12 protein-coding genes are annotated in these 13222 nt (G+C 57.1%); 5 read left to right on the plus strand and 7 right to left on the minus strand.

The features are described 5' to 3' along the window. Positions 1–3 precede the first annotated feature (3 nt). The 6 genes from ALB80_RS12725 to ALB80_RS12750 form a co-directional block, all read right to left on the minus strand. Entirely contained in the window at positions 4–1500 is a 1497-nt protein-coding gene (locus ALB80_RS12725; RefSeq protein WP_083445298.1) for a trimethylamine methyltransferase family protein, read from the minus strand. A gap of 176 nt (positions 1501–1676) precedes the next feature. Then, a complete protein-coding gene (locus ALB80_RS12730; protein ID WP_050604450.1) occupies positions 1677–2921 on the minus strand; it encodes a Tm-1-like ATP-binding domain-containing protein in 1245 nt (414 codons plus the stop codon). Between the two features lie 23 nt (positions 2922–2944). Continuing rightward, positions 2945–4429, minus strand: coding sequence for an aldehyde dehydrogenase (locus ALB80_RS12735; protein WP_050604451.1), 1485 nt, complete (start codon positions 4427–4429; stop codon positions 2945–2947). 6 nt (positions 4430–4435) lie between these two features. Then, complete coding sequence (locus tag ALB80_RS12740) at positions 4436–5956, minus strand: tripartite tricarboxylate transporter permease (protein ID WP_050604452.1); 1521 nt, start codon at positions 5954–5956, stop codon at positions 4436–4438. Between the two features lie 7 nt (positions 5957–5963). Continuing rightward, entirely contained in the window at positions 5964–6500 is a 537-nt protein-coding gene (locus ALB80_RS12745) for a tripartite tricarboxylate transporter TctB family protein (protein WP_050604453.1), read from the minus strand. 62 nt (positions 6501–6562) lie between these two features. Continuing rightward, positions 6563–7492 (minus strand): tripartite tricarboxylate transporter substrate binding protein, encoded by a 930-nt coding sequence (locus tag ALB80_RS12750; protein ID WP_050604454.1) that lies wholly within the window; start codon positions 7490–7492, stop codon positions 6563–6565. Positions 7493–7600: 108 nt separating this feature from the next. Here ALB80_RS12750 and ALB80_RS12755 point away from each other — a divergent pair, with 108 nt between their 5' ends. Together ALB80_RS12755 and ALB80_RS12760 are read left to right on the plus strand one after the other, a co-directional pair. Beyond that, positions 7601–8380 carry an IclR family transcriptional regulator gene (locus ALB80_RS12755; protein WP_083445299.1) on the plus strand — a complete coding sequence of 260 codons (780 nt, stop codon included), beginning with the start codon at positions 7601–7603 and terminating at the stop codon, positions 8378–8380. A gap of 34 nt (positions 8381–8414) precedes the next feature. Beyond that, positions 8415–9767, plus strand: coding sequence for an aminotransferase class III-fold pyridoxal phosphate-dependent enzyme (locus ALB80_RS12760; RefSeq protein ID WP_050604456.1), 1353 nt, complete (start codon positions 8415–8417; stop codon positions 9765–9767). 32 nt (positions 9768–9799) lie between these two features. On the opposite strand, the gene hpaR is transcribed toward ALB80_RS12760, so the two are convergent. Further along, on the minus strand, positions 9800–10240 hold the full coding sequence (gene hpaR / locus ALB80_RS12765; protein WP_050604457.1) for a homoprotocatechuate degradation operon regulator HpaR: 441 nt from the start codon (positions 10238–10240) through the stop codon (positions 9800–9802). Between the two features lie 105 nt (positions 10241–10345). Here hpaR and ALB80_RS12770 point away from each other — a divergent pair, with 105 nt between their 5' ends. From ALB80_RS12770 to hpaD, 3 genes are read left to right on the plus strand one after another with little or no spacing between them, the layout of a single operon-like run. After that, on the plus strand, positions 10346–10744 hold the full coding sequence (locus ALB80_RS12770) for a 5-carboxymethyl-2-hydroxymuconate Delta-isomerase (RefSeq protein ID WP_050604458.1): 399 nt from the start codon (positions 10346–10348) through the stop codon (positions 10742–10744). Between the two features lie 3 nt (positions 10745–10747). Beyond that, a complete protein-coding gene (gene hpaE / locus ALB80_RS12775) occupies positions 10748–12256 on the plus strand; it encodes a 5-carboxymethyl-2-hydroxymuconate semialdehyde dehydrogenase (protein ID WP_050604459.1) in 1509 nt (502 codons plus the stop codon). Between the two features lie 54 nt (positions 12257–12310). Further along, entirely contained in the window at positions 12311–13153 is an 843-nt protein-coding gene (hpaD, locus tag ALB80_RS12780) for a 3,4-dihydroxyphenylacetate 2,3-dioxygenase (protein ID WP_050604460.1), read from the plus strand. The last annotated feature ends 69 nt before the right edge of the window (positions 13154–13222 follow it).

The following is a 13222-nucleotide window of genomic DNA, read 5'->3' on the forward strand; positions in this document are numbered from 1 at the left end:
TGTTTAGTCTTTCAGATGGATGGGCAGGCGGGCGCGCAGGGCGGCTTCGATTTCGGTTGTCAGGTGCGAGGGCGCAGGTTGTGCTTCGATTTCGCCAACGCGGGCTATGGCGCGGTCCCATACCGTTTGAGAGCCGCTTTCAAGCCAGTCACTGACACTCTGACGGTCGCCGAGCGACGGGTAGACATATTCCTTGGTCATCAGGTCCAAAGTCTGAGCCGTGCCAAGGAAATGACCCTCTCCCGTTACGACCTGTTCGATCATGTCCAGATCAATTGAGCCTTCGAACATTTCGACCCCACGGACCGAGCGCAGGATGGCACCGCACATGTCGTTGTCGATGACCAGTGCCTCTTTGCTAGCTGCCATGATCGAGCCGAGCATACCAACAGACAGGTTGATCATATCGGCCCCAGCCTGCGCCGCCAGCGCGATGGTATATCCCTTTTCGTAGCCCGATTGAGCGTCTGCCGTCTTGGCGTCGGTCATTCCCGCTGAAACGGTCGAAGGCAGGCCAAGGTTCAATAGCAACTGCGCGGCGGCAGCGTTGGCCACCGCAGCTTCACCCGAACCGCCGGTCATCGCTCCGGTACGCAGATCGGAAATGAAGGGCAGAAAGGCCAGAATACAGGGAAAGCCCGGCTGCATCATGTTGACCAGCACCAGACCGGCAAGCGATTCCGCCAGCCCCTGCGCCAGAGCGCCAGCCAGCGCCGCCGGGCTTGTGGCCCCAGCCTGCGCTGCGGAACAGATTTGCAGCGGCATTCCCAACCGCACGCATTCACGCATCACCCCGCAGGCTTCCTCGGCCAGCGTCAGCGGTGGCACCACGTGACAGACGGATGCAAAACAAAAGGGCTGTGCCTTGAACGCGCCCTCGCCGCCCAAAGCTGCGTCGAACATCTCGATCACAGGGGTCACGTTGGCGGGTTCGAAAAAGCTAGTGCCGATAGGCTTCGAAGTCGCCTTCATCGCGGCAAAGGCGGTGTTGATATCCAGCGAAAGCGGGTCTTCCAGATCCCTTGCCACTACGGGACGCAGGGAATAGTGGATGTTGTCGCAAGCATCGACAATACGCATCAGGTTGTACAAGTCCTGCAATGTGCTGTCGCGGAATGTGTTTGTGGTGGCGTCGAGCACCTGTACTGCTGCGCCGCCCGTACCGATATGGACGCGACCGCCTCCAATCTCGATCCCGCGATCCCGGGTGAAACCGGGCAGCTCGACCCGCTTGCACGCGCCTGCGATCATGTCCTCAACCAATGCGCGTGAAAAGGTGATGCGCCCGTCGGCCCGCTCTGTTGCGCCGTTCTCCAACGCCAACGTACGGATTTCGTCGGGTGCTCCTGATACGCCAATCCGTTCCAGAATATCAAAGGCCGTATCAGTGATATGTGCCAGTTCGCCTTGATTCAGCGGCATGAACCGCCCGCCGATGGGCGGAATAGTCATTTGTGGCGTTGCGGAGTTGGAAGCCCGTCTTGATCGTGTTCGCCGCATGAGCGCGTTCCTGATAAGGTGTTTTCCCGCGCATCTTAGAAAGGGCTTTATTGTAGCTCAATTCCATTATTAGCTGATTTTCGTGAATGAAATTCACTCATCAACACTGCATGACTCACACACACAATCGCCAACGATGTCATGCTTACTAAAGGGCGGAGCCACCCCCTGAAACATTAGGCTCGCGGCGTCGACTTGACCACGCCACGTTCAACCCAATCATCGAACAGTGCCAGCACGGCATCACAGAACGCGGTATCGTTGATATGGGCGTCCAGTTCGGTCATTGGCACCTGATCGGGCATCACCCGGCGGGCTTCGTCGATCATTTCGGCCAAGGCCTGTGGGTCATACGCCTCTTCGCCTTCCTTGTCCCAAGCTTCGATGCCCTGTAGCGGCAAGAAGAAATGTACAGGCCCCTTGGCCGCGCCCAGCCTATTGGCGAGTTCCCGAATCCAGGCACGCCGTTCAGCCCCGCTAAAGACTGAACTTTTGATCAGCCGATTGTGCTCATGGAATGGCCGGTCTGCATAGTGTTCGGGGATGTCCTGCCATCCCGCAAAATCCAGCAGATCCAGTGCGCCAGGGGCGACCATCTGCGGGATACCCATGCGCCCGGCATTGGTAACACGGTCTTCACCGCTGGACACGACCGAGCCCGCCATCAGGTTTCCGAATTCCTGCATGCAGAAATCCATCACACAGGCGAACGCGCCTTCGCTGGCCAGTTTTTCATAGGCCATGCCACCCATTCCTGTCGAATGGAACACCGCCACTTCAAACCCACGATCTTCCAGTGCTGGTTTGAGGGTCTTCATATAGCGCAGGCAGGATGACCCCAGGCTGGTCATGCCAACCAGCGGCTTTCTGCGGTCCGGTGCGAAGGCCGCCTTTGCCGCGCCAACCACGGCCCCGGCCGCCTGACTGAGCGAGGACTGACAAATTGAATTCATACCGTAGAGCCCGCCAGCCCAAAGGATCATCTGAATATCAGGGGCCAGCCGATGTGGCGGGATAAGCGGTGAGAAGCTGACGGTTGAGACGATGTATTTCGGCACGCCCATCGGCAGTGCTTGTGCACAATCCAGCGCAAGATCGGTGCCCATTGTGCCTCCGGTGGCCAGCATCCCGTCAAACCGCCCGTCAGCATAGGCTTGCGCAACCACTTTGGCGGCCCCGGCAGACATGATGCGGAAGGCTTTGTTCTCGTCCCCTTGTGCGATGACCTCGTCAATTGTCATGCCACCAGCCGCGGCCACGTCATGCTTTGAGATGTCGGTCGGTACGGTGGGATCGCCCAGAACGGACACATCCATCGTCAACACATCGGCACCCTGCGCCCGGATTGCGTTTTCGATGAACCGCATTTCGGGTTCTTTGGTGTCATAGGTGCCGATCAACAGGATTGTTTTGTTGGTCATGTGTGCCTCCCTTACCCCAGCGATCAGAGTTTGATCCAGGCAGTTTTCAGATCGAAGTATTTTTCCAACGCGTGCAAAGACTTGTCGTGCCCATTGCCGGACTGGCGCACACCGCCAAGGGGTACAGTCAGGTCGGCCCCCCCATAAGTGTTCACATGTACCACCCCGGCGCGAACGCCCGCGACCATGCGATGTGCGCGGCCCAGGTTCGAGGTCCAAACCCCACCCGCCAACCCGTAAACTGTCGCATTGGCAAGACCGATCGCTTCTTCTTCATCCTTGAAGGGTGTTACAGCCAGAACCGGACCGAAGACTTCGTTTTGGAACAGGGTGTCGGTTTCCTTAACACCAGCCATCACCGTCGGGGCCATGTAGTACCCGCCGGTTTCGGTCAGGATGCGGGATCCGCCGGTGCGAAGATCGGCACCTTCTGCCTGAGCTTTTGTGACAAAGTCCAGATTGGACTCCAGCTCGGACAGGCTGTGAACCGCGCCGATCTGGCTGTTCAGGTCCAACGGATCGCCAACGCGAAAAGCTGCGGCGTGGCGGGTGATCTCGGACAAAAAGTCCTCGTAGATCTCTTCCTGAACCAACAGGCGCGATCCGGCGACACAGACCTGGCCCGAGTTGCGGAAGATGCCAGCTGCCGAGACCTTGGCCGCTTCGGCCAGGTCCGGGGCATCAGCAAAGACGATGTTCGGGGATTTGCCGCCCAGTTCCAGATAACAGCGCTTTAGGTTGGACCGCGCGGAATATTCCAAAAGCCGCCGCCCTGTCGCACCGGACCCGGTGAAAACCAGGATGTCGACATCCATCGACAGCGCCAGCGCCTCACCCACAACCGAGCCGCGACCTGTCACCACGTTGAATACCCCGTCGGGCACGCCGGCCTCAGCCGCCAATTCGGCGATCTTCAACAGGCTGAGCGAAGCGCTTTCCGCCGGTTTCAGGACCACGGAGTTGCCTGCCGCCAGTGCCGGGGCAATTTTCCAACTGCCGATCATCAGCGGAAAGTTCCATGGCACAATCGCTCCGACAACGCCCACAGGTGCGTGATGTATCAAACCCAGAACATCATCGCCCGTGGGGGCGATCTGGCCGTACAGCTTGTCGATTGCCTCGGCATAATACCGGAAGGTCGCCGCGGCTGAGAGTGCTTCGGCTTTATAGGCCATGTTGATTTCGGTGCCGTTGTCGCGAACGCCCAGAACGGCAATCTCCAGCGCGCGGGCTTCGATCAGATCGGCTAGCTTCAACAGAACTTTCTTACGACCCGCAGGGGCCATTCGTGACCAACGCCCATCTTCAAACGAAACCCGCGCCACGCGCACTGCCGCGTCGACATCCGCTGCACTGCCCTCAGCGATCAGCGCCAGAGGCTGACCGTTGATCGGGGAATACACCTGATGCTGAGCACCGTTTTCGCCATCCTGGAAGCGACCGTTTATGAAATGCCCGCGCGGTGCGATTTCCTGTGTGCGCAGCGCGTCAATCGAGGACTGATCCATGAAGCGTTATCCTTGCTGAGTAGTGTCTTCGTCGAGAACCGGTTGCGGTTTGACGCGGTCTTTGTGTTCCTGGATCAACGAGCGAATGTGCAGCAGGATGATCCCCAGGATCATCACAAACAGGATCGCCGCGATGGGTCGGTCAATGAAATCAAGCGGTGATTTCACACGGGCCATTGCGCTGCGCAGCTTGACCTCCATGATGCCGCCCAGAACCATACCCAAAATGATGGGCACGATCGGCAGGTTCAGGCGTTTCAGGATCAGGCCGACAACGCCGAACCCGGCCGCAATCGCGCAGTCCGTGATCGAGTTTCGCAGGCTGTACACGCCTACAAAGGAGAGGGTCAGGATCATGATGCCAAGAAACCGGGTTGGGATCTGAATGAGCTTCAGCAGCAGGTTGGTCGAAAACAGCAGAAAGATCAGAACGACCACGTTGAGAAGGATCAGTGCCATGTACAGAGCCATGACAAAATCCATTTGTTCCGCAAATAGTTGCGGGCCGGGGATCACATTGTGGACGTAGAAAACCGACAGCATCATTGCCGTCAGCGCCTCACCCGGAATACCCAGCGCCAGAAGCGGGATCATTGCAGCCCCTGGCACGGCGTTGTTGGCCGCCTCGGATGCCACCAGACCTTCGGGTGATCCTTTGCCAAAAGCATCGGGATCTTTCGAGGTTTTCTGAGCGTAGGTGTAAGACAGGAACTGGGACGTAAATTCGCCGGTACCCGGCACCATACCCATCAGAACGCCCAGTGACGACGACACCGTAGCTATTCGTTTCAGGCCCAGAAGCTCTTTCAGGCCGGTAAATATGTTGCCACGAACATGTGCTTCGCCGGGAGCGTGTTCCTTGTCGACCAGCAAAAGCAGCGCCTGGCTGATGGCGAACAGGCCCAACACAACAACGATCAGATCGACGCCCGATGACAGCCAGGTTTGATCAAAGGTGAAACGCCGTGTGTATTTTACAGGCTCCAGCCCCACCGTGTTCAGGAAAATTCCAAAAAACGCCAGCATTGCGGCTGAAAAGGTCTGTCCGCGATGGGCGAGGATCACCAGTAAGACACCCATCAAGGCGGCCAGAAAAATCTCGCGACTGCCGAAATGCGGGGCAACCCATGCCAGAACGGGCGAGAGGACGATCAGGCAAAGGATCGAGAAAATACCACCAAAGAACGAAGCTGAATAGGCCAGTGACAAAGCCCTGTGCCCCTCGCCGCGTTTGGTCATGGGATAGCCGTCATAGGTGGTCAGGGCGTTAACCGCCGTGCCGGGAGTATTGATCAGAATGGCCGGGATCGCGCCGCCATACATGGACGACCCGTAGATGCCCAGCAGAAGGGTCAGTCCAACGATGGGTTCGAAGGCAAACGTGGCAGGTAGCAGGATAGCGATGGCGACGGCGGCGCCCACGCCGGGCAATGCGCCAATGATGACGCCACCGACGGAACCGATGATCAGCGCTACTATGACCTGCCATTGGGCCAGAATTGCAAAGCCGGAAATCAGGTTGTCCATAGCGGCCTCACAGATAGGTCAGCGCAAAGGCGCGCAGCCCGTCGGGTAGGTATTCATAAATGCGACCCGCCGGGATGTTCACTTGCAGTAGCGCCCTAAAGAGGATTGCGACCACAGCGCCAAAGACAAGTGCAATGCAAAAGGCACCCGGTAAACGAAACCCCAAGCGAACCGTCAGAAGGGCTGCAAACAGCATGGTCGAGGGCAGGTACCCAAGCCATGGAACCGCCACGACATAGATCAAGAAATAAACAACGTATTCGAGAGACTTCAGCCAAAACGTGATCTCTCGCAAACGTCCGGGAATTCGTGGCGACAGGAATGAGCTCAACAAATGCAGACCGCTGAACACAACCATGCCCCAGATCGCAATGGTTGGCCACAAAGCGGGTTGGGCAAACCACTTTGTCCGTTTGACGACCTGAGTCTCGGTGCCAAGCTGGCTGAGAAGGAACAGTGAGAACACGAAGAACATCGTGGCAAATACGATGTCACCAGGGCGTCGATAGCGCCGGAACATGTCTTGCAAAGTCTTTGCAATCATCGTGGCCTCCTGTTGGATGGAAAGAGGCCCGGCGGTGTTAAACTTGCCGGGCCCGTTCCGGTTTACTCGCCCAGGATCTCTTCGATCTTGGCGAACGAGGCTTTGTCTTGCTCGATCTGAGCATTGGAGGCAACGGGATCCTGCCAGTAAATCAGAGCCCCGGTTTCTTCAGCCAGTTGTTTGGCCTTGTCAGAGCTCAGCGCCTTTTGAGCAGCAGCCGAGATCTTTTCGCGGGCGTCCGCTGGTGTGTCCTTATGGACAAACAAGCCGTTCCATAGGGCCAAAGGCAGATCCGGGTTCAGTTCCACGATTGTCGGCGTATCGGGCACCAACGAAATCCGCTCACCGCCGATGCTAGCAAGAACGTTCACCTGATCCAGACAGGGCAGGATGAGTTGAAGCGTTGTGTTGATTACGTCAACATCGCCCGATGCCAGTGTGTTGCAGTCCAGCGCATCAAACGCCGCTTCGCTGGCAAAGTCGAACCCGCTGCTGACGGCAGCTGCAAAGGTCACTTGGGTGGGCGGCAGAACGGAACCGAAATGGCCAAGTGCGACGTCGTTTTCCTTGCCGTGTTCCGCCAGTTCCTCCCAGCTTGAGAAAGGCGCATCCTTGCTGGATGCGATAACGAACGGGTAGGTCAGGAAGATCCCGATCGGATCAAACGGGTTGGGGTTGAGCTCGGGGATTCCGATTTCGGGGCCAATAACCGGCACGCCGATGACAAAGGAACCGATGGTGTAGCCGTCCGCAGGGGCGGTTGCCACCTCGACGGCACCGGGGAACGGACCACCACCGCCGCCGGGTTTGTTCACGACTGCGGCTGGCACGCCATACATGGCCTGAAATTCATCGGCGATCATCCGCGTCAGCACGTCCTCCAGATCGCCCGGCGGCCATGGCACTACAAAGCTGACCGGCTTTTCAGGGTACTCGGCCAGTGCAGCGGTTGCTGATGCCACAAAAGCCGCGGCTGTAAGAAATTTCTTCATTGACTCCTCCCATACGTGGTTCATTATTTGATCCGCGTTAACAATAATAATGTTGCTTTGTTAAGTTAGTTCTGTCAAGTATTCCCTGAGCGAGAGGACGTGAAACACATGGGTACTGCCCTTAATGCCCTAAAAATGCTGGATTACTTTTCAAACGCGCGACCAGAAATCGGCCTGAGTCACATTGCGCGACTGTCCGGATTGAACAAGGCAACTGCGCTGCGCCACCTGCGTGCGCTTGAGGAATACGGCCTGATCGAGCAGAATCCCATGACCAAGTCTTATGCCATTGGACCGGCAGCCTTGCGTCTGGCCGCGCTGCGCGAAATCGCCCGGCCCGGCATCGAAAGTGCGCGCCAGAAAATGCAGGTTGCGATGCAGAGCGTTGGTGAAAGCCTGCATCTGTCTCTGTTGGAAAAGACTGTGTTGCAAACCGCATTGGTGGTTGAAACAACGCGGCACAGCGTGCGCGTCAGCCTTGATCCCAGTGAAATATTGCCGATCAATGCCACGGCTTCTGGTCTTTGTATGCTCAGCTTTGGCCCGACCAGTTTGATGGATCGTTTGGATCAGGACGAGCAGGTGCGGTTCACGGACGCCACGCTCACGGATCCTGATATTATCAAAGAACGAGTAGCGCAGATCAGTGTCTCGGGTTGGGCCAACAGCAGCGGCAGCTACGAAGAGGGCGTCTTTGGATACGCAGCGCCGATTTTTGGCATCAATCAAGTCGCTCTGGGGACCATCGCAATTGCTGTGCCTGAAGGCCGGGCCACTGACGACCGCCTGCCATCAATTCTGTCCGCTTTGCACGCTCTTTCGACTGACCTGACCGCAGATTTTGGCGGTCAGTTGCCCGACACCTTTCCAACCGAATTCCACCCGTGACCGAGGGTGAGCAACACTTCCGGAGGCCCGCACCATGAAAGATTCGAACTTTCTGAAGGAAAACAACGCCCGTTATTTCTGGCACCCGATGGCGCATCCTGCCGACAGTCAAAAGAACCCCCCGACCATTCTGAATGGCGGTGAAGGTGTCAGCATCATTGATGTCGACGGTCACAAGGCGCTGGATGCCGTGGGGGGGTTGTGGAACGTCAATCTGGGCTATTCCTGCGAACCGGTAAAGCAGGCCATAGCGGATCAGCTGAACGCATTGCCTTATTACTCCACATTTCGCGGAACCAGCAACGACAAGGCCATCGAGTTGTCATATGAACTGGCGCAGTTTTTTGCGCCAGACGGTTTGACTCGCGCGTTCTTTACGTCCGGTGGATCGGATTCTGTTGAGATCGCGCTGAAGCTCGCGCGGCAATATCACAAGGTTCGGGGCGACGCGGGACGCACCAAGTTTATCAGCCTCAAGCAAGGCTATCATGGCACCCATTTCGCGGCGGCATCAGTCAACGGCAATCAAAAGTTTCGCGCGGTCTATGAGCCGATGATGCCGGGCTGTTTCCATGTGCCCGCCCCCTGGACCTATCGCAATCCGTTTGACGAAACCGACCCCGAACGTCTGGCGCAGCTATGCGTCAAGGCGCTGGAGGCCGAGATTGCGTTTCAAGGGGCGAACACGGTTGCGGCATTTATTATGGAACCGGTTCTGGGGGCTGGGGGCGTGATCCCACCGCACAAAAGCTTTATGCCCATGGTGCGCGAGGTTTGTTCCAAACACGGTATCCTGTTGATCTCGGACGAAATCATCACGGCATTTGGCCGCACTGGCAGCGAAAGTGGTGCTCGGCATTGGGGTGTTCAGCCGGATATCATGACAACAGCGAAGGCGATCACCAACGGGTACTTTCCCTTTGGCGCTGCAATGATTTCAGGCGCTGTCGCCGAGGTATTCGAAAAGGACACCACCGGGCTCGCATCCGTCGATCAAGGATACACCTATTCCGGCCATCCGGTCGGGGCTGCGGCGGCGCTGGCTGCCCTGTCCGAGATCAACCGACTGCGGATCTGGGAAAATGCGGCGGCGCGTGGGGATGAATTGTTTGCCGGATTGAAGAAGCTGGCCGAAAAACACGAGGTGATCGGCGACGTGCGGGGCGGAGAGGGCTTGATGTGTGCGCTCGAGCTGGTTTCCGACCGGTCGACCAAGGCTCCCATCGCCAAACACTTGCCGTTGCAGGTTCAGAAGGCGGCTTACGAAGATGGCGTGATGGTGCGCGTATCCGGCAACAACATTATTCTGTCACCTCCGCTGATTATCACTTCGGACGATGTGGCCAAGATCCTGTCAGCGTTGGATGCCGGCCTGTCGACTCTTTGAGCTTTCACCGGCCCCGTCTGCTGAAGGCGGGGTCAAACTTTGACGGCCTGTAATTCCTCCAGCAGGTCCAGCAATTGGTCCAGCTTTTCACGGCCCATCTGAGCCTCGATATCGCTGGAGATCGCAAGTGACGTGGCCAGGTTTTCCTTTAGGATAGACCGACCCGCATCGGTAATCGTAACCATGGTGCGGCGCTTGTCGTCACTGTCCTGACGGCGGGTGATCTGTCCATCAGCCTCCATCGTGCGCAAGATGCGGGTCACGCTTGGAAGCAGCAGGCAAGCCTCGTGCGCAATGGTGCTTTGTTCCACTTCGCCCAGCTCATCCAGAACGCGCAGGATGCGCCATTTCTGTTCGGTTATCTGGATGCCTTGCAACATGTCCCGTATCGGGGCCATCACGGTTTCACGGGCTCGCAACAGCGCAATCGGAAGGGATCTGGCAGTGCTTTTGATATGGCTTTGAGTGGTCATGCGGCCTTCTAGAGTGGTGTTTCGGAAATTGCAAAGATTAACAAAGCAATCTCTTGACAGGTGGGATGCTAGAAACTAAACATGTTAAGTAATAAGGGAGGAACCATGCCACATTTCCACGTCGAATATTCCGGCAATCTGGAAGGCAAGATCGACATGGGTGGCCTGTGCGAATGCATAAGGGCAACAGCTGCCGGGATCGACGCTTTTCCAATGCCGGGGATTCGCGTGCGCGCGACGCGTGTGGACCACTATGCCATTGCGGATGGGGGTCTGGCACATGGTTTTGTCGATATTTCGATCCGTCTGCGCGCAGGTCGGTCCGAGGATGCCAAACAGGACGCGACGCAGCGCGTATTTGACGCGGTCAAAGCCTATCTGGCGCCCGCCCTTTCGCAGCATTCCATCGCTCTGTCGTTAGAGATGCGCGATATCGACCCCAAGCTTTCGCCCAAGACCGGCACGATCCGCGACCACCTGGCCGCGACCACGCAGGAGACCTGAAGCATGAGTGCGCTGGATACAAACATCGAGAAGCTGTCGGGCTTTCTGGCTCGGTTCAGAGAAACCGGCATCCGCAATCGCATTTCTGGCGAAGACCGAGACGGATCTGCAGGGGTATTCCAATCTACCTCGCCTGTCGATAAATCCGTGATCTGCGATGTTGCCCATGGCACGGCCGATGACATCGACGCGGCGGCCAAGGCCGCTCATGCGGCCTTCGCTGAATGGCGCGACATGCCTGCCATTGACCGCCGCCGAATCTTGTTGCGCGTTGCAGATGCCATCGAAGCCCGAGCCGAGGAAATCGCGCTATGTGAATGCTGGGATACAGGCCAGACGTTGCGCTTCATGTCCAAGGCCGCGTTGCGTGGGGCAGAGAACTTTCGGTATTTTGCAGACCAGGTGGTTCAGGCGCGCGACGGACAACATCTGAAGTCCCCGACCCTGATGAACGTCACTACCCGCGTTCCCATCGGCCCGGTTGGTGTAATCACCCCATGGAATACACCATTCATGCTGTCGACATGGAAGATCGCGCCTGCGCTGGCTGCAGGCTGCACAGTGGTTCATAAGCCCGCAGAAGACTCTCCCCTGACTGCCCGCCTGTTGGTGGAAATCGCCGAAGAAGCTGGATTGCCCAAAGGTGTGTTGAATACGGTCAACGGATTTGGTCCCGACGCAGGCAAGGCGTTGTGCGAACATGAACTGATCGAGGCTATAGCATTTGTGGGCGAAAGCCGCACCGGAAGCCTTATCGTCAAGCAAGGCGCAGATACGCATAAACGTAATCATCTGGAGCTGGGTGGAAAGAACCCTGTGATCGTATTCGATGACGCAGATCTTGACCGTGCATTGGATGCGGTGATCTTCATGATCTATTCGATCAACGGCGAACGCTGCACTTCGTCTTCGCGGTTGTTGGTGCAGGATACGATTAAGGAAGAGTTTGAGGCTAAACTGGTCGAGCGTGTGAACAACATCAAGGTGGGCCACCCGTTGGACCCGGCAACCGAGATTGGCCCGCTTGTAACTGAAGAGCACTACAACAAAGTCACCAGTTACTTCGACATCGCCAAAGAGGATGGTGCGACTGTTGCCGCTGGTGGCGTAAAGGTAGGCGACGCGGGGTACTTTGTCCGCCCGACACTCTTCACCAATGCCACCAACAAGATGCGTATCGCACGTGAAGAGATCTTTGGTCCTGTTCTGACCTCTATTCCGTTCGCAACCGAGGACGAGGCGCTTCAGATTGCCAACGACACGCCTTATGGCCTGACAGGCTATGTCTGGACCAACGATCTGATCCGCGCCTTGCGCTTTACTGACAAGCTTGAGGCTGGGATGATTTGGGTGAATTCAGAAAACGTGCGTCACCTGCCCACGCCCTTTGGTGGGGTCAAAGCGTCCGGCATCGGGCGGGACGGCGGTGATTGGAGCTTTGAATTCTATATGGAGCAAAAGCACATCGGTTTCGCCACCGGTCAGCACAAGATTATGCAATTGGGAAAATAAACCCCTCAGGCGATCCCTGGCCGGGGCCGCCAGAACGCATCAGGAGGAACCGCCATGGGAAAGATCGTACAGGCCGCAAAAATCACGCATGTGCCCAGTATCTGGATGTCCCACACGATGCCGAAATACAAAGGTATCCGGCAATCTGCCATCGATGGGTATGCCCGCCTGCGTCAGGACGCGATAGACCGCGAGGTCGAGACGTTCATTGTGTTCGATACCCATTGGATCACCAATCAGGGGTTTCACCTGAACACGAAAGAACACCACAAGGGTCGTTTCATCAGCCACGAATTGCCGCACATGCTGGCGGATATGGAGTTCGACTATCGCGGCGATCATGAACTTGGGGAAACGATCCTTGACGTTCTGCGCGAGCGTGGAGAGCGGGCGCTGGGCCATTCGCACCCCGACATGGGTATGGAATACGGCACCCTGTTGCCTATGCATTTCATCAACGAAGGGGTCAACGCGCGGGTTTTGCCCGTGGCGGTCAATCAATTCTCATCGATTGCGGAAAACCGGGTTTGGGGTGAGGCCATTGCCGAGGGCATCCGGCGATCTGACCGCAACGTGTCTGTACTGGCGTCGGGGTCGCTCAGCCATGATTTCACGCCGAATGAACGCTCGGTCGAAGGGCTGAACGCAGTGAACGGTGAATTCAACCGCCAGATGGACATGCGCGTGATGGAATTGTGGGAACAGGGCCGTTTCGAAGAATTCCTTGAAATGCTGCCCGACTACGCCAAGAAATGCGCCGGAGAGTGTGCCATGAACGACACCGCCTTGTTGTTCGGCGCGCTGGGTTGGGGCAGCTACAAGGGCAATATCGACATCTATACCCCGTATTTCGGCAGCTCTGGCACAGGTCAGGCCAATGTCAGTTTTTCGGTCTGACGCCGGACACCAGGGACTGTTTCATGTGATAGAAACAAATCCGTTCGTTGTGGCCCTGTATCTTTCGGG

Source organism: Ruegeria sp. 6PALISEP08, assembly GCF_001238295.1.
Classification (GTDB): Bacteria; Pseudomonadota; Alphaproteobacteria; order Rhodobacterales; family Rhodobacteraceae; genus Ruegeria.